The sequence below is a fragment of the Tenacibaculum agarivorans genome (assembly GCF_001936575.1).
Taxonomy (GTDB): Bacteria; Bacteroidota; Bacteroidia; order Flavobacteriales; family Flavobacteriaceae; genus Polaribacter; species Polaribacter agarivorans.
On sequence record NZ_MSMP01000004.1, the window covers coordinates 145,845 to 164,802 of the forward strand.

The 18,958-nt window shown below is 32.3% G+C and carries 13 protein-coding genes; 11 read left to right on the plus strand and 2 right to left on the minus strand.

Annotated elements, in window-relative coordinates; all coding sequences use genetic code 11:
- Nucleotides 1–2: 2 nt before the first annotated feature.
- Nucleotides 3–1,319 (minus strand): aminodeoxychorismate synthase component I, encoded by a 1,317-nt coding sequence (gene pabB / locus BVC87_RS04515; protein WP_075341161.1) that lies wholly within the window; start codon nt 1,317–1,319, stop codon nt 3–5.
- Between the two features lie 222 nt (nt 1,320–1,541).
- Here pabB and BVC87_RS04520 point away from each other — a divergent pair, with 222 nt between their 5' ends.
- The 8 genes from BVC87_RS04520 (at nt 1,542) to BVC87_RS04555 (ending at nt 15,250) form a co-directional block, all read left to right on the plus strand.
- Nucleotides 1,542–3,356, plus strand: a complete 1,815-nt coding sequence (locus tag BVC87_RS04520; RefSeq protein WP_075341162.1) for a hypothetical protein — start codon at nt 1,542–1,544, stop codon at nt 3,354–3,356.
- A 22-nt stretch (nt 3,357–3,378) separates the two neighbouring features.
- Nucleotides 3,379–5,121, plus strand: coding sequence for a hypothetical protein (locus BVC87_RS04525; protein ID WP_143569713.1), 1,743 nt, complete (start codon nt 3,379–3,381; stop codon nt 5,119–5,121).
- Nucleotides 5,122–5,126: 5 nt separating this feature from the next.
- On the plus strand, nt 5,127–5,819 hold the full coding sequence (locus BVC87_RS04530) for a hypothetical protein (RefSeq protein ID WP_143569714.1): 693 nt from the start codon (nt 5,127–5,129) through the stop codon (nt 5,817–5,819).
- 3 nt (nt 5,820–5,822) lie between these two features.
- Complete coding sequence (locus BVC87_RS04535; protein WP_075341165.1) at nt 5,823–7,796, plus strand: hypothetical protein; 1,974 nt, start codon at nt 5,823–5,825, stop codon at nt 7,794–7,796.
- A 212-nt stretch (nt 7,797–8,008) separates the two neighbouring features.
- A complete protein-coding gene (locus BVC87_RS04540) occupies nt 8,009–9,931 on the plus strand; it encodes a hypothetical protein (protein ID WP_075341166.1) in 1,923 nt (640 codons plus the stop codon).
- A 22-nt stretch (nt 9,932–9,953) separates the two neighbouring features.
- Entirely contained in the window at nt 9,954–11,414 is a 1,461-nt protein-coding gene (locus BVC87_RS04545) for a M12 family metallopeptidase (protein WP_075341167.1), read from the plus strand.
- Nucleotides 11,415–11,436: 22 nt separating this feature from the next.
- Nucleotides 11,437–13,809, plus strand: coding sequence for a DUF7452 domain-containing protein (locus tag BVC87_RS04550; protein WP_143569715.1), 2,373 nt, complete (start codon nt 11,437–11,439; stop codon nt 13,807–13,809).
- 19 nt (nt 13,810–13,828) lie between these two features.
- Nucleotides 13,829–15,250 carry a hypothetical protein gene (locus BVC87_RS04555; RefSeq protein WP_143569716.1) on the plus strand — a complete coding sequence of 474 codons (1,422 nt, stop codon included), beginning with the start codon at nt 13,829–13,831 and terminating at the stop codon, nt 15,248–15,250.
- A gap of 443 nt (nt 15,251–15,693) precedes the next feature.
- Here the strand turns inward: BVC87_RS04555 and BVC87_RS04560 are convergent, their stop codons facing one another.
- Complete coding sequence (locus tag BVC87_RS04560; protein ID WP_075341170.1) at nt 15,694–15,915, minus strand: hypothetical protein; 222 nt, start codon at nt 15,913–15,915, stop codon at nt 15,694–15,696.
- 348 nt (nt 15,916–16,263) lie between these two features.
- On the opposite strand from BVC87_RS04560, the gene BVC87_RS23655 reads away from it, so the two are divergent.
- The 3 genes from BVC87_RS23655 to BVC87_RS04570 are packed head-to-tail and all read left to right on the plus strand — an operon-like array spanning nt 16,264 to nt 18,915.
- The gene (locus BVC87_RS23655; RefSeq protein WP_200799161.1) at nt 16,264–16,434 is read left to right on the plus strand and encodes a hypothetical protein; all 171 of its coding nucleotides are present in this window, start codon (nt 16,264–16,266) and stop codon (nt 16,432–16,434) included.
- Nucleotides 16,435–16,466: 32 nt separating this feature from the next.
- Complete coding sequence (locus BVC87_RS04565; RefSeq protein WP_075341171.1) at nt 16,467–18,038, plus strand: T9SS type A sorting domain-containing protein; 1,572 nt, start codon at nt 16,467–16,469, stop codon at nt 18,036–18,038.
- Between the two features lie 10 nt (nt 18,039–18,048).
- On the plus strand, nt 18,049–18,915 hold the full coding sequence (locus BVC87_RS04570) for a fibrobacter succinogenes major paralogous domain-containing protein (protein WP_075341172.1): 867 nt from the start codon (nt 18,049–18,051) through the stop codon (nt 18,913–18,915).
- The last annotated feature ends 43 nt before the right edge of the window (nt 18,916–18,958 follow it).

Sequence of the window (18,958 nt, forward strand, 5' to 3'; positions counted from 1 at the left end):
ACTTATCTGTTTTTATACGTTAGAACATGCTTCATGGCTTTAGCTTTTAGTAAGCATTCCTCATATTCCTTTTCTGGAACTGACTTTGCTGTAATAGCGCCACCAACAGAAAAAGATACATATTTTTTTTCTGAGTTGTATAAAATACTTCGGATTACCACATTAAAATCAAAATCACCTTCTGGTGTAAAATATCCAAACGCACCAGAATATAAACCTCTTTTTGTTTCTTCTAAATCTTCAATAATTTTCATTGCTGAAACTTTAGGTGCACCAGTCATACTTCCCATGGGGAAAGTTTCTCGTATTACATCTACTGGGTGAACAGTATCTTCTACTTCAGCAATTATTGTAGAAATCATTTGATGAACTTGTTTGAAAGAATAGACTTTACATAACTCTTCCACTCTAACTGATGTTTTTTTTGCTATTCTAGACAAATCATTTCTAACTAAATCTACAATCATTACATTTTCTGATCGTTCTTTTTCATCTCTAGCCAAGTCAAAAGCTATCTTATTATCATCTATCGTGTTTACCAATCGTTTTGCTGTTCCTTTAATTGGTTGTGAAATAATTTTTGCCCCTTCTTTTCTTATATAACGTTCAGGTGAAGCCGACAATAAATACAGTTCTTCATGTTTAAAAAATGTAGCAAAAGGAGGTTCTGAAATTTCATTTAAATGTATATATGTATCCAAAGGATTGATATGTACATTTTCAGCATAAAACTCTTGACAAAAATTTGCTTCATAAATATCACCTCTTTGAATGTGGCTTAGCACCTTACCTAACTTATTAAAATACTCATCCTTATGTATTCTAAGCTTAATTTTAAGAGTAGAATTTTCAGTTTCTTCCGAATATGACTTTACAGTAGTAATAGCTAGAATAGATTCGAAATCTTCTTCAAACTCATCATCAAAAGCTCTTAAGTAGTGAAATTCAGCTTTATTATCCTTAATGAATATAATTTTCTGAGGTTGAAAAAAATAGACATCAGGAAACCCTAATCCATCAAAGTTGTTTGATGATAATCTTTCTACATCATTCTTTACATCATAAGATAAATAGCCAAAAATATAATCATTTGTGTATGACTGGTATTCTTTTAGCTTTTCAAAAGCATCAAAATGATCTGTTTTAATAGATGTAAATTCTTCGATAGCTAATGCACAATCAAAATTAGAGTATTGTTGATGGTAATTATTACTATCTAAAAAAGTAGCAGTTTCAAATTGTTCTCCCCATTTCAACAATCGTTGTTTAAAATCTGCTGGATTTTCTAAAAAAAATGTATGCTTAGTACGTAAAAACATTAGGCAAAAATAATAAATGAATTCTTACTTTTTCAACATATAAATAAAGGCTTTTAAATATTTTATAAAGTTATTTTCTCTTAACCTTTTAAGGTTTTTTCCTGTTCATTTAAAAGTGAAATATTAGTCTTAAAAAAACAGCAAATCACTTTTATAAAACCAAGAATTCTGCCCCAAATATCTACATAGCAAGGAATTAGTTTTGACAAAACTTTTATTATCATGAAAAATCTAAAACTAACAAAACGCTATTATGCAGTCATATTGATGCTACTAATACCTTTCTGTATTACAGCTCAGGTGAATTATGATGAAGGCCGATTACTAATTAATGGTATTCAATTATTACAAGACAGTAATAAACCAGATACTTATTATTATATACCAGACTATCCTCGATTAGCCACTAAAGAGGATGGGGATTTTGAATTAATGTGTATGAAATACATTGGTCAAGAAGGTAATGCAAGTGGTGGACTTTTCCATACATTAATTCAATTTGATCTTCCTAAAGAAGTATTAAAAGATCTAGAAAAGGAACTTCAAGAAAAAAAAGGAGGTGCAAAAATAGCAGGACCTGTACCTATGAAGCAAGCTTTAAAAGATGGCGAAGATGGAATAGCTAGCTTTAAAATAGTTTCTTCTATCCTTAATAATGTCGATGGTAAAAACCCTTTCACTCAAAACGTAATTACCTCTGGACATGCACCGCTGTACAAAAATTCTAAAGCTGCTATTGCCGCAAAACTAAATCAAGAAGGTGCCACTTTATTATGGGAATCGTTACAAGGAAAAACTTCTGATATTTCAGTAGTTGTAAGTGGATTTTATGAAGCAAAAGTAAAAGGATATAATGCTGTAGTTTCTGCAGACATGTCAACCATTTATGATCATTACAGTAAAGTATACAGTAATCAACAAGGATATACAAAAAGACAAATGCGCAAGATTACTGATGAAATGGTACAAGATCAGAAACTAGATATTGATGTTTTTGATAGATCAAGTGGTTTAGGGATTAAAACAGACGATATGAGCAGTATTCTTACTCTAGTTACTGATAAACTCATTGAATTAATGTTTGATGCTGAAATGGGTTGGGCAAAACAACCAGAAAAAGAAACAGCTGTAGAACAAGGACAACTTTTAGGAAGACGAAAAAGAGGGTTCTTTAGTAGAATCTTTGGAGGAGCCAGAGATGAAAAATATGTGACTGACAATCAGTTTGTATTGAAGAAGCGAACAGATATTAAAGTCAATAAATTCTACTTAAACTTAAGTAAATCTACAACGATTAAAGTACCTGTATACTCTTCAGGAAATATTAGTGGATTATATGAAGTATTTAAGGAAGATCCCACTAGTAAAGATAAATATTTTAGAGTAGTTAATTTAGAAGATACCGACTTTTTAAAACGAGAAATCATCTTTCAATTGGATGGTGAATATATCGACACTTTCAGCGAAATATTAAATTCAGTATCTGTTAGTTTCAAAAAGCATTATGGAGAAGATCATAATGATGTAACCAGAGATATTGTAATCAAACGTTCCGATTTAGACGCTGGTAAAGACTATAAAAACATTTTTTATCCTCGATTAGGAATTAAAGAGGTTGATTGGTTAGATTATCAATATCAAGTACGTTGGAATTTAAAAGGCGATAATAAATCGATACAATTACCAAAAGGAAAAGACAATTGGATGAAAGCCAATGATGCTTCTATTGCTTTAACTCCACCTTTCAAAAAACGAATTGTACAAATTGATGCTGACAGAACCTTCTTTAAAGAAGCTAATATCCAAGCTTGCTCTGTTCGATTCTTCACTATTCTCAATGGTCAACCAAATCCACAAGGCACCGTGGTTCTTCGTAAAAATGATGCGGAGAGCACTTCTAAAATCAATTTATATCACGATAAAGAAGAACCTGTTGCTTATCAGGTAAGTTGGTATGGAAAAAATGGAGCCAATCAACAACCGCTGAAATCTTTAGAAAGTGATTATTTATTTCTAATGCCTCCTTTAGAAGAATAGATAACTGCATAACATTTTGATCATGAAAAATCTAAAAAACAACATAATATTAGTTATGCTTATCGGTTGCTGCTTGGGTTTAAACGCACAATCAATTCTAATCGATAAAGGCGTAAATGCAGATGGACTATGGTGTTTTCCTATTCATAAAAAAGAAAATAGTTATAGATACCTACCTCAAAGAGCTAGATTATCATTACAGAATGATAGTATTCCAGAGTTTTCTTTTCTACGATATATTACAGAAAAACCTTCTGATAATAATTCTAAAACCATTACAGAAGCTGGAGGTGGCGGTATTCTTAATTTCTTAGTGTTATACGATACACCACAAGAATTGATCACAAATGCAGAGCGGTTTTTAAAGAAAAAATTTGAAAACGATGAAATTACAGTTGAAGGACCTATTGTTTTTGACTCTGGTAAATACACTTTAGTTTCTTCTATTTTAAACCCTGCGTCTGGAGCATCTAAAAAATCAATTCTTGGTACAGGCACTGCACCTATTATAGAAAATAGTAAAATTCCATTGTCTTTTGATGTAGACCCTGTAAAGTCTAAACTTCTCTTAGAAAGTTTGAAGATGTCTACACCGGATGTCTCGCTAATTTTTGAATTAGGCTTCTCCGGTTTAACCGAAAATTATGAGGCTGAGTTAGAAATTGACTGGTCTGAAGTTAAGAAAAGTCATGCTTTTGATGCAGGAGGTAGCGTCTATTTTGTGGGAGCTGATGTAGGTTTTGGATTTGATAAACTTAGAAAAGACAATGCTATAAAGTTCACTAGTGTAGGTAAAAGTGAATCTATGGAGAGTTTGGTCCAAACAGTTTACAACAAACTATTGGAATTAATGTTTAAACCTACACCATTAGAACAAGTCCCTGAGGAACATAGAGGTGGATTGGAAGATGCTATAGGATCTTTAATTGGTGCTAATGGAGCTATGGGAAGTAGAAATACTACAGGCTTTGGACTAAATGTAGGGTATCAATATAAAGAACATCGTACTACTGGAAAAAGTAATATGGTTTTTAAAGGACGAAGTTTAGTTCATAGAAATCATTACATCACTTTTAATGCTGGTAATCTTTATAAAAAGTATGGAGATAATGAACAAATTTTTAAAGATGTTCCACTTTGGGATCCCGCTTTTCAACAAAGAGATGTATATGTAGGTGTAGATGGTACCATAGAAAAAGAATTCGACAAAATGTTGAATAGTGTTACCGTAAAGCTGAATAAAAAACATGAAGCTGGAGATGCTACCCTAAAAGAAGTTTTATTAACCAAAAACACCTACAAAGATTCTAATGGAAAGATCGCTATGTCTTACCTAAATCATGGTGATACAAATCAAGATGAATGGCTCAACTATGAATATAAAACCATTTGGAAATTTATAGGTGGTGGTACATTCTCTGAAGATTGGAAAACAGAATCTGCTTCTATGATTAACCTGTACACTCCTTTTCAAAGAAGAAAAATTGAGCTTTCTGGAGATTTGGAACTCCTTGAGTCTAGAAATGTAAGAGCTGTTGCCGTAAAGATTAACTACGACTTTTTTGGAGAAGCAAAATCAAAACATCTTACCGTGTATCCAAAAAGAGGAATTGATGATAAATTCTTTGAAATCACTTTACCCAAAGGATCAGACAAGGTGGATTACAGTATTACTTGGTATATCAAAAACCAAGCACCTATACGTAAAAACGGAACGGACGAATATGGTCTATTATTCATTGACGAAATACCAGAACAAAACTAAATATTATGAAATCTTTTATACACTATTCAATCCAAATACTACTCATATTGTTGTATTTGGGAAGCAATGCACAAGTACTGGATGCTAGAAAAGAATTTTCTATAGTGCTATCGGATAGTACTCAACTAAAAGTTTTTAAAAAAGCAGGTAGTTTTGATGAAGTATCAGACGAATATTACAGTCTACCTTCTCATTTAAAATTCTCTGTTAATCAAAAAAAAGAACCTGAATTTTCGTTTCTAACCTATAGTGATAGAGGTGGCAGCCAAAGTGGTATACTCCATTTTTTAATGTCTTGGGGACTTTCTTTATCTCAAAGAAAAGAAGTGCAAACCGCTTTAGAAAAAATTGTAGGTGAAGATGCTCGATTCATGGGATCAATAGTACCTGAATTAGATAACACATACAACACACTTCAGATCATAGGAAGCTCACCATTAGTAGATATATTGAGTGAATCAGCTACCGCTATTGGTCGAGTACCTACTTTTTCCAATTCAAAAACTGCATGTTCTTTTAAACTCGATCATAACGATACTGAGACTTTAAAAACTGCTATTGCAGACAACACTGAAGATTTAAAAACACTCTTCCTATCCATGAATTTCATCATAAAATTTAAAGGAAAACATAGAGCGGGAATTTATGATGAAAACTATCAATTAAAAACAAATTTATTCGAATTACTAAATAACTAAATCATGAAAACAAAAATTAAACATGTACTAAAAGGGGTAATTTTACTTTACCTACTCATCAACTTTACATCGTCCGATGCGCAAATTGTTGACGATACGAACAAACTAAGTCTTACACTCAAAGACGGAACTCAAGTAGTGCTTTATGGAGAAGCATCTAGTTTATCTGACAGGAAATCTAAAAATTACTATTACCTACCTGTTTCATTACGATTAGGAGCTAAGCCTGATAAAACTCCAGAATTTTTATTCTTAAAATATATCACAGAAGAAAAAGAAGCTAATGGTGGTATTGGTGGTGCTTTATTACATATGCTAATGGAATGGGGATTAACACCAAAACAACAAAAAGAAGTAGAACAAATTTTAGCTAAAGGAGAACAAGGAGCTAGAAAGAAAAGTAAATTAAAAGGAGCTTTAGATGTTAAACCTGATGGAGACAAATCATTACGAATTATTTCGGCGACGCTAACTGATGGTAAATTAGCGCCTTCTGTAGTACAATCATTAAGCGCTCCTGTATTACCAGGATCAAAAGTAGCAGTAGCTTCTAACCTTAGTGCTAATGGTGCTCAATTGTTAGCAGCAACATTCGAAAAAACAAGATCAATTACAGATCTATCTATTGAAATGGGATTTAAATACACCACTCGAATTCCTGCTGCTAAAGGAAGAGTAATCGTAAATTGGAGTGAAGTTAAAAAGCATTTCGAAAGAGATTATGCAAAATACGAAGAAGTAAGAGGAAAGAAAAAAAGAGGTGGTCTTTTTGGAGGCATTGCTGATGCTCTTTTTGGTAAAAGAACAGAAGTAAAAAGTAGATCTTATGATGAAGTACGTAGCGTCATAGATCATATGGTAGAAAAAGAATATATAAAAGTAGATTTTGATGAAAATATTGCTGACGATAGAGTGACTAAAATCAGAGAAGCTTTTTTCGATTTCTTTTTACAAAAAATGACTGAATCTGGAGACTCTGATGTACTTACTCCTCCAACTGAAAAAGAAAAAGCTGCTATGCCTAATATAAAGTATGGAAAAAAGTATACTTATAATAGAAGATTCTTTGAAAGCAGTTTTAAAAAGAAAACAGAAACATACTATTTAAACTACAGATTAGCAGTTGAAAAGCCTTTTACATTAACAGCAAACTTAGCTAGTTGGTATAATGGTGTTAAAAACAACAAGAAATGTGTAGGTACTGTTTTAATGAATGATAAATTCTTTACCCATAGAGACATCAACATGATATTAGACTTAGAAGCTAAGGAAATGTTCGATAAAGAGGTAAACTATGTAACTGTAAACGTTAAAAAAGAACGTAAATCAGGAAAACATTTTAACGCCTATACTACTATTGACAAAGAGCATTTGAAAGATAGCGGGTTAAAAGCCACTATTAGCTACGCTCGTGGAAACGACAAAAGCTCAGAAGTCTATCAATATCAAACACAATGGAGTTTAAAAGGGGGAAATATTTACCCTAAAGATCCTGAATGGCAAGAAGGAAGTTGGCAGAGTATAACATTATTTCCTCCAATTGTTCCTAGAACAATCGAATTTGAAGCTGACTTAGAAGAATTAAGTGCTTTAGGTGTTGTACGTGCTACACTTTTATTACGCTACTACAAGTTTGGAGAAGAAGTAGAAACCAATGTTCCTTTAACGGTTTCTAAAGATGAACCATTAGTTGAAAAAATGATTTTCACAGACAGAAATACTCAAGGTTACGCTTACCAATTAGTGCTAACCCACAAAGAAAAAGGTAAGATGGCTTTAGGTTGGGATGATAAAATAAATGATGATTATATCTACGCTTCTATTCCACAAGAATTAAAAGATGATGATCCTGATTATTTGGATAAAATTATTGAGGCTGGGAAAGTAATTCTAAAGCCTGGAGCAGATGGTAAAGTTAGCAAAGCAGCTAGCATTTTAGACAAATTTAAAGATGTAATCGGTATCGTAAAAAACTAAAAACAAGTCCTTTAATTTTTTACAATCAAAAAATTTTAAACAGATGAAACGAGCATAAATCTTTAATTATTTCAAGTTCAGACAGAAAAATAATTAAAACTTATGGGAGTTCCTGAAATCTAAGATTCACGAATACAAAAAAGAGAATATTTAACTAATGAGTAATGTATTCAAATTTTTTGAACATTCAGAAATCAAAAAATTTTAAACAGATGAAAAACATATATAAAACTATAAGCGTGCTTTTGGTGCTATTTGGGATTTTTAGTACAGCACACGCACAACAACAAATATTATTAGATAAACCTGTTAGAGCTGGAGAACTTATTTTATTTCCCGATCTAAACAAACAAAGTAACTACTACTATTTACCAGACAAGCCGCAATTGGCATCTCACCCTACAGGTGACCCTATATTTTCTTTTTTACGTTACGTAAAAAATGAAACAACTTCTGCAGACTCTAATGAAGGAATTTCAGAAAGTGAAGTTGGTGGAGGAATTGTTCATGCTTTGGTCGAATTGAAAGTTTCAGATAAAATGATCAAAGATGCGGAAAGAGCTTTAACTCGAATTGATAGTAATGGAAAAATTATCGGTCCTGTAGTATTCAAATCTGGAACAGTATCATTAATCTCCTCTGTCGCTAAACCTAATGGTGAATTCGAAGCTAAAGTTTGTGGATTAGGAAATGCTCCTATTCTAGAGAATCAACGCTCAGCAGTTTCTGTACACATCAATAAACTAGGATCAAAAATTCTTTGGGAAACGTTTAACACACCAACTCCTGATTTTAGTGCACACTTTGAAATGGAAGTCGAAGGATATCAATCACCAAAACGTGTAACTATAGAAGCTAATTTTGATAGAATATACAAACACCAAACTTTTGAAGCTGCAATTGCTGCACCTGTACTTTCTGCTGAAATTAAAGCAAGTTTTGATGACCTATTTGACTCTGGAGCTATCAAACTGACTCAAATCGGTGATGATGAAGAGCTTAACAAATTAAAGGAAGCTGCCTACACACAACTTATGAATTTAATGTTTGATAAAGTTGGAGGTACAGGAGTTCCTCAATTAAACCAATTGATTCCTAACAATCAAAAAAGCATGTTAGATAGAGCCACTGAGCAATTGCAAAAAGCACGTCAAGAAGCTAGAGAAGAAAATAAACGTATAGATGCACTAGAACAATCTAGAGCACAACGTAACAGAGCTGCTAGACGACAAGCAAGAACTAGGGCTGATAGTGTAAGAACTGCTGGTGGTCATCAACCGATCTCTCGTAATCAAGATACTGCTGATAATGATGACAATGATAGAGATACACCTAAGAGAGAACCAATACCTAGTTTATCTGTAGCGGTATCCTATCAAATGAAACAAGTCAGAAGACGTGGTGTGTATAAAATAGATTTAAACAAATACACACAAACCACTAAAACTTTACCTTTTGATTACAACTTAGGTGATGTAAAAAGCATATGTCCTTCTTGTTTTAGAGAGATTAACGCAGACGATCCTCTAATGAAACAAAGACAAATTAATGCGACACTTGGAGGTGTAAATGCTGACGACTTTAAGCATGTGAATTTTGTAAATGTGATTATGCGTAAAAAACATGGAAATAATCAAGAAACTGTAGGTGAAATCAAAATTGACAAATCTGAATTTGAAAAACAAGGTAATTTCTTTAAGATGTTATATGGTTGGAAAGGAGACAATGATAGAGATAAATGGCTAGCTTATGATTTTAAAACACTATGGAGTTTTAGAGGTAATCATAAAATAGAATCAGATTGGGAAACTACAAAGTTTGGTAGTATCGCATTGGAACCTCCATTAGTAAAGAAACCTATTTACATAGAGGTTGATGAGGATTTTACACTAGAAAAAAACATTAAAGCTATAGAAATTAAAGTATATAGCAAACTAGGTAAAAAGAACGAAATAAGTAGCACAAACTTAAAAGTGAACAAATCCGAATTATCAAAAACAATAGAAATTTTATTACCAAGAAATTCTGAAGATTATGAATACGAGATCACCTATTTCATAAGAGGTGAACGTCCTAAAAAATCTGGTTTACAAAAATCGGACTATGGAAGAATCGATGTAGATAGATTTATGTAATACTTTAAAAACTGAAAAAATCATGAAATCAAATAGATATATAACCATATTGATACTAATGCTATGCTTTTCGTTTACAAACATTGCCATAGCTCAAGAAGAAAGACCTGATTATAACTCAGGAAGAACAAGAGAAGTAAGAGCAAGTCTACCTTTTACTTCAGGACAAACTACTATAAAAGTAACTGAAATTAACAATAAATACGTGTATGAAGGTGACATTTTAATTCAACGCTCTGGTGGTCGTGGTGGAGCAGCTACAACCTCATCAAGTGCCAGATGGCCTAACTCTAAAATGCCTTATGTAATTGCGAGTGGACATCCAAAAAGAGCAGATATACTTTCAGCCATAAGCTATATTAGTTCTAGCACTAATGTTTGTGTTGTACCTAGAACTTCAGAATCTGATTATGTTGAGTTTGTGTATGCAGCTGGCGCTTGTGGATCATCATATATTGGAAAAGTAGGCGGTAGACAAGTAATTGAGATAGGAAATAGATGTGGTGATACTAGAGGAAGTACTGTTCATGAAATGATGCATGCCTTAGGATTTTACCATGAACAAAGTAGAGATGATAGAGATCGTTATATTACAGTTAATGGATCTAATATAACTTCAGGAAATGCTCACAATTTTAGAAAATACAATCAAAGTTGGCATCATTATTTTTGGCCAGAAGGTAGAAATATGGGAAGCTATGATTATGGATCTATTATGCACTATGGACCCACCGCTTTTGGTAAACCGAAACCCGGTGGAGGACAAATGACAACTATAGTACCCAAACGTAGTGGTGTTACTATAGGACAAAGAAGTAGAATGAGTGCTACAGATATTGCTAGTATCAATGCTATTTATCCAACTGCTTGTAGTGCTTCTTCATCAAGTTCAAGTAGTACTGCCTCAAGTGATAATCCTAATAGTAGCTCAAGTAGTTCGACTGCTAGCACATCTAGTTCAAATAGTAGCATGGATATTTCTTACCCCATTCAATTAGTACCACAAACTAATGGTATGTCTTGTTGGGCAGCTGCAGCAGCTATGATTGTAGGATGGAGAGAACAAATCAGTATTGATCCAAGAGATATTGCACGTGGCGTTAACGGATGGGAAAGCTTTTACAATAATGGATTACCTCCAGATAACACAAGTATGTTTAGTCGTTGGGGATTACAGTATGAATACCCTCAAAGTTATACTATTGATGGGTTTGCTGGACTATTAGCTATTGGACCATTATGGGTAGCTACAGACTTGCAAAATGGAGCTCATGTTGTAGTAGTTGCTGGTATTAAAGGGGATGGTACGCCTAATGGCACCATACTAGAAATATTCGATCCATGGGAACAAGGAATGACTAGTTACAGATCTTCTAATAGAGGATCTACATATGAATTAACATATCAGGAGTTTGTGAATAGACAAGAAACACTTGCTAGAAGAGAGTTGAGTCAACCCACAGCTTTTTATGTAGCCTACTAAATTAACTGAATTGTGAATCATCATGAAAAAAATAATTCATAAAAGATCGTTACTACACCTCAACTTATTTATTATGTTGTTGTGTGGTGTAGTAACGGTTCAATCGCAAACTGTATTCAAACATACAGTGACAAAATCGAACACTAATAAACATATTTCGTCTATTAATCACGTGAGTGTGAATGGAAAAAAAGATAAAATTCTTATTGTAACTCATGACTATGGCAAATCTGGTCCATATCAAACCAAAGCTGTTGGTGTTTGGTACAATGGAAAAAAATGGACCATTTTTAATCAAGATAGAACACCTTTAGCAGCAAACACTATCTTTAATGTTTTAGTTGTTGATAAATCTAGTAATGCCTTTACTATTAAAGCAGGTACTAATACTAAAACTGTAGCTGTTAATCATGCTAAGTTGAATAGAAATCCAAATGCCAAGTTTTTAATTACTCAAAACTGGGGTAAGTTAGGACCATACAATACGAATCCCATTGGGGTTTATTATTCTAAAATTAAAGGTTTATGGTATATTTTCAATACAAATGGAAAACCATTACCTAAAGGAGCTAAGTTTAATGTTTTTATTAACTCTAGAATTTTTAAACATCAAGTTTCTAGGACTAATAGAAAAGGGCATATCACTTACATAAACAATTCTACAACCAACAACAAAGCAAATTCATTAGTCTTTGCCACCTTTAACGCCCAAACTTCAATGAAAACATTTAATAATCCTATTGGGGTTTGGTATAATTTGAATAAATGGTCTGTATACAATGAGAATAGAAGTTTATTAAAAGGTAATGAAGCGTATAATGTATTGTCTTTAATTTCTATAAATAGAGGAAGACCAATTACGTCCAGACCTAAACCTCCTTTATTAATAAAAACAGATAAAAAGCCTACCGTTGTTAACTCAAAAGGCTTAAAAAATATTGGGTTAGTGAAATATATACCCATTCGAACTTCTGGGAGTACTTCAGTCTCTTCTAAAGAACGAAAAGGACCTGATGTTACCAAAATAGAAAATCGTGAAAATATAGCTACTCATTTATCTGGAGATAGTTACGCTTCATTTCTAGAGAAATTAAATATTAGTAAGGAAATTTATAGAGACAAAAATAAAAACTCTAATATCTACTATTATTTACCAGAAGAATATACGTTAAAATGGAACAAAGAAACCTATGAGTACGCTTTCAATATTTTCTATATGGATTCAGAGGAAGGAAGAGGAAGTGTTTTGGTAAATGCCGAATTAACTCCTCAAATTAATAGTGAAGATATTAAACTTGCACAAAAGCTTTTGGCTGCTAAACTAAGAAAGCCTGTAATATTAATGCCGCTAGATTTAAGAGATGTTCCTAAAGTAGATTTTGGACCTATACTGGGTAGTTTTGGAGTAAAACCTGAAAGTATACATGCTAGTATTCCTACAGATTATCACAAACCTATTATACTTGACTGGAGAATGGATAGTAATGTAGATAATTTTGTAGGTGCTATGCTACGCAATATTGGTACAAGTATCAAACTACAATTTAAACCTCATGGTGATGAAAATTCTATAATTGATGTTCCTGTAAATTTAGAAGTGAACTCTCCACTTACTTTTGGGAAAATCGAATTTACGAATACTTCAGAATTAATTAATGGTTGGACTAATATTACTGATTATCCTATCATTCCTAAAAGTATAACTGTATTACGAAAACAAGGGAGTAGAAATTATTTTGAAAGTATAGTATTAGAAGGGACTGAAGTTCCTACAGGTGAAAAATTATATATCTCTGACAAAGCCAAAAACAAATTAACAAACAAGAATAATGTTGTTAGATTTTGGATAGACTATGCACTAAATAAAGAATGCCCTACATGTGATCAGACAGTTAAAAAGAAAATTATTCGTGGTACTTCAGGTAGTGAAATCACCAATCTTGAAGTTCAAATATTGAATGCCTTGGAATTTTCTAATGCACATTCTATGAAGTTAATTATTAAATCGCTCCAAGCTGATCCAAATGGTATAGATGAAATCACATTTCCTGCGTTTAGCATCACTGAAGACGATCAGGTCTTAGATGGTATACAATTTTTTGTACCTGAAAACAAAGAACTTTCTTACGACTATCAACTGGTAACTATTATGAAGGATGGTGAAATTAAAACTAGTGATTGGCAAACTGGCACTACTAGTTTACTAGTTATTGGAGAAAGTCAGATCAAAAAATTATACAACCACAAAGAAAAATCTCAGTTAGAAAAACTTAAAGATTCTTTACTCTCAAATCATAAAGATGATATTATTGAAAAAGGTAAAGAATTATTAGATGACATTCTTGGTAAAAAAGATGACGACAAGAAGAAGGAAGAGGAAACTGAGGAAGAATAAACCATAAAAAATAACAATCATGAGGATCGGTAAGTTTTTAGTAAACATAAGTATTTTTGTTTTCATAGTGAGCACATTCAACCTATTTGCACAACCTGATTTCAATTCCAAGCAAATACTAGAAGGTGTAGCAATTTTTCGTGATAACGCCGATCCTCTCTTGTTTTATTATGAACCTAGTAAGTTAATACTCAACACTACAAAAGATGGTCATCCTGATTTTAAGTTTCTAGACATGAGATATACAGGATCTAAATGCTATGGTGATGAGGGGGAAAAACAATTTATGAGTCTTATTCAGTTTGGAGTAATCTTACAAAAAATAGATCCAAAAATTAAAAAACGTATTCAATCAAAATTAAAAAAATACGGTCGTATCAAGTTAAAACCTTTACCAATATCTCATATTGATACTAGATTAATTCTTCCTGTTGAAAGCAATACGAATTCAAAAAATGTGATTCTTGATGATGATGGTTCACTAGAAGCTAATGATAAATCAGGATATAGTAGTTCTAAGTCATATTGGACTAAAAGAATATTCACTGTTAGATTGAACAAACATGAGTCGCAACTACTAAACACGCAATTAAAGGATAAGTTACTAGGTATCAATCTAAATTACACCTATCATTCTAATGTTTGGATGCCAAATAAAGAACAAGTTCTAGGCTCTAAAGAATTTAGAGATCAATTTGAAAAAGAAGAAAATGAAGAAGATGAAAACAAAAACATTCAAAATAGAATTATTGGTAGTAATACACTTACCATACATATAGATACTAACAAGTATCCTGATATCATCAAACAGATAGATTTAAACGAAGAAATCCCTCCTACTTACGCTGCTATTGAAATAAAATGTCATGATTTTTTAGAAAACCTACGTCCAGAATTGTATATGAAGATAGTGGAAATAGAAGCTGTTAGTGTAGACAATGAGAAGCCTATAAAAATAAAGACAACATTTAGAAAAAAGTATACAGATTTATACACACAACATATCAACTTTCCTTATGCCGTTGATATGAATATGACTATGCGATACCGAATTACTGAAATAGATACCAATGGAGAACGTTCTGTACTTGACTGGATGGAAAAACCTGAATGTGAATCTATTATTGATGTTACCTCAACTCGTGAAGAACAAACCATCGTCAATACTATAATTGATATTGAACTTAATCACGAAATTTTTGAAGATGAATCAGTTTCAAAAATCGAATTCAAATTGCTATATACTCTTCAAAATCAAAAGAAAACAGAAACTCTCACTTTTTTAAAAGACGATGATATTTCATTACAATCTATCCGATATAACATTGATAAAAACACTAAAGTATTCTTTACGTTAACAAAATATGATCTAGAGAAAAATACTATTCCTTCAGATAAAAAATTACTTACAGAAAAGTATTTGTACATAAACGATATGTAATACTTACTGGTCTACAAAATAAAATCCCTCGGATAATTTCCCATAGATGTTACTCTAGAAATCTTTATTTCCTTTTTCTAAGGACTGACATATCATTTTTAAGTATAGAAAGGTTATCTCAAGCATAAATTTTAAATTCTATAGAAAACAAAAATAATCGTCTAAGAAGACGACTATTTTTTCTATTTAACGTAAATTCGATATAATTTCACCTTGAACTTCATGTAAACAAAGAAGTCTTTGCGAAGAAGTGCAACGGATAAAGCAATCTTTCTGTTAAAAACAAGATTTTAGTTATTAAACTAACAGATTACTTCTTCACTTCACTATGTTTCGTTCATCGTAAAGACATAATTTACTCATTTACATATTAAAAATGTATTCTTAAATCGAAATCACTTTATTTAGCAACACTTTTATATCTTTTCTAAGCTTATTTAATTTTAAAAAAGATTTGTATGATCATAACATCTTTCTGCATCAGCTACAAGTTGTGAAATTACAAAGCTTCGTTGATCGTCTCTAATTCCTGTATCATTTTGAACTCTGGTTATTAACCTTTGATGTCTTCTAATACAAGAACCAACTCCTCCCCCTTCAATTGACTTTTGTTCATTTTTATTTAATACTGTAAAATTTTTAGCTGTTTTAAGACTGTCTAACATAAAATTATGATTTAAATGATTGAAGTCATAAGATACTACTTTTTATTTAGTTTTATTTCTTCTGATGTCAAACTGAATAACCCTAGGATGAAGTTCTTCATATTGATTTTACAGAAAAATATCTTATTAAATAATCCCTGATAATTCATTCACAAAGAAAATCGACAACTACACAAAGAATAATGATACTTCTATTGGGATTAACAAATGCATCAATAAAAATAAAATAGGTTTGTGTAATGGTAATGTGATGTTTTTTAAAATACCAATATTTAATTAAGGTTCCCCCCAACACATTAAAGTATAATGTAAAATTTAATCCCTAAAAGGATTATCAATATAACTATAATGAAAAAATTAAATCAAAAAACAGAAGATTCTATTTCCAGAAAAAAAGCTATAGAAAAATTGGGTAATTACGGGAAGTATGTAACTCTTACTGCGTTAGGAACATATTTAATTCTAAATCCTAAAAAAGCTCAAGCTGCAAGTCCTGAAGCACCTGGCTCAGGTTTTTAATCAAAAAATTTGTCTCATTAATACAACTTAAAATGAAATTTAATTTAGAAAAACTGCTATTAGTTTCCCTAATTATTTGTGCAATTAACTATACCAATTCACAAGAGCTACACGTTGCATCTGGTGGAAGTATTTATATTTCTCCAGGCGATGCTTTACATGTAAATAATTATCTTACTATAAATGCTGCAGGAAGCTTAACCATAGACTCTGATGCAACATCTAGTGGTTCTATAGTCGTATTCCGCCAAACAATTGGAAATATTACTTACAAAAGGCACATACCTGATACTGATTGGCATTTAGTATCTGCACCAGTTACGAATCAAAACATCCCTTCTTTTGTAACTGATCCTATTAATAATGTAACTACCAATCCCGCTAATGGCAATTTTGCTGTAGGCTATTACAAAAATACCAACAACGCAGGACAAAAATGGACGTATTATAATGCTTCACCTAGCGCACCTAACCAAGAAACTTTAACAGACTTTGCAAGTGGTCAAGGATATAGTACAAAAAGAACAACTGAAGGAGAATTTATATTCACAGGAACAGTATTGAATTCAGATGTAGATGCAACTTTTACAGCTAGTAGTGCGAGTGATTTATGGTTTTGTATTGGTAACCCTTATCCTTCTTTTACTGCCGCTAATAAAAGTACTCCTGCTGGTTTTAATCTTTTAGAACAAAATTTAAGTCGTTTAGATCCTAATTTTGCCGGTTTATACTTTTGGAATGGTAGTGATTACGAAGTGATAAACAGCACCAGTCCTACAGTATACTTATCTCCAGGGCAAGCTTTTATGGTTAAAGCTAGAACTGTTAATCAATCTACTAGTTTTTTCAGGTTCTTTAAATCCTTACAAACTCATCAAACTGGAGCTAATACCTTTTTTAGAAGTATCGATACAACTCCAAGCATAATAGTTAAATTATCTAATGGAGATATAGAAAAGAGCACTGAACTTAAGTACTTTGATAATGTTACCAATGGACTTGACATTGGTTATGACGCAGGGAGATACAGAGAAAACACACCTAATTTTTCTTTAGACACACACTTGGTAGCTGATAGTAAAGGAATTGATTTCATGCTACAATGTTTACCAAAAGACACCTATGAAACACAAGTGATCCCTTTATCTGTTAGAGCTCAAGCTAATTCAACTATTCATTTTAAAGCAAATGCTAAAAACCTGCCTCAAAATGTAGATGTGTATATAGAGGATAGAGAAAAAAATATTTTTCAAAAAATAGACGAGACTCCTTATAAAGTTACTATAACAACTGTACAAAATGGAATTGGTCGTTTTTATTTACATACTTCTTCTAAAACACTAAAAATTGAAGACACAGTAGCTAAAGAGAATCTTGCTATCTATAAAACAGATGATACTACACTAAGAATTGTTGGACTTGAAGTCCTTAATAAAGCCACTTTAAAAATGTATAGTGTTAATGGACAAAAAGTAATGACAAAAGAATTTACTACAAACGGTGTTCAAGATATTTTACTACCAGCTTCACTATCAACTGGAGTCTACATTGTGCAATTAACCTCAGAAAACAATAATTTATCTAAAAAAATAATTATCGAATAATAAAAAAGAAATGAAAAATACAACTAAAAAAACTATACTGCTACTATTACTGACTCTTATAAATTCTATAGCTTTTGCACAAGTAGGGGTCGGTACCAGTACCCCAGATGCTTCTGCTGCTTTAGAAGTTACCAGTACAACAAAGGGATTCTTATTACCTAGAATGACCGAAACTCAAATTACAGCCATTGCAGACCCTGCTGAAGGTTTATTAGTCTACTGTACAGACTGCTCTCCTAAAGGCATTTATATGTTTGATGGGTTATTATACAATAATATTATAGTTGGAAATACGTCTATAGTGAGTTCAAGTGGTAGTGTTGTTGTTGGTGGTGCAGGTGCTATTTGGATGGATCGTAATTTAGGTGCCAGCCAAGTAGCAACTTCTTCTACCGATGCTGATTCTTTTGGCGACTTGTATCAATGGGGCAGAAATACTGATGGGCATCAAATGAGAACTAGTAGTATAACAGCCGGACCTGTAGCGAGCGGTAATGAAGGAAGTAACTTTGTTACTAGTTCTACCTCTGGAAATTGGCTTAGTGCAGTAGACGCTAGTAGATGGAATGGTGCAAATAAAGGAATTCATGATCCATGTCCTGACGGGTTTAGAGTTCCTACTCGAGCAGAATGGGATGCTGAAAGGGTTACTTGGCCTTTTGCTGGTCCTATTGCTACGCCATTAAAATTACCTAATGCAGGTTTTAGAGATGGAGTAACGGGTGTGATTAGAGAGGTTAATACAGAAGGACGCTATTGTACAAGTACACTTTCATCGAACAGAAATACTGTTTTAGTGTTTGGTCCTACTGTTGGACCAAGAACAGAAATAGGAAGCGGATCTCGTGGGCACTCCGTTCGATGTATTAAAGAATAGTAAAAAAACAAAAATTGAATTAGAATAAATAAAGATGACATTA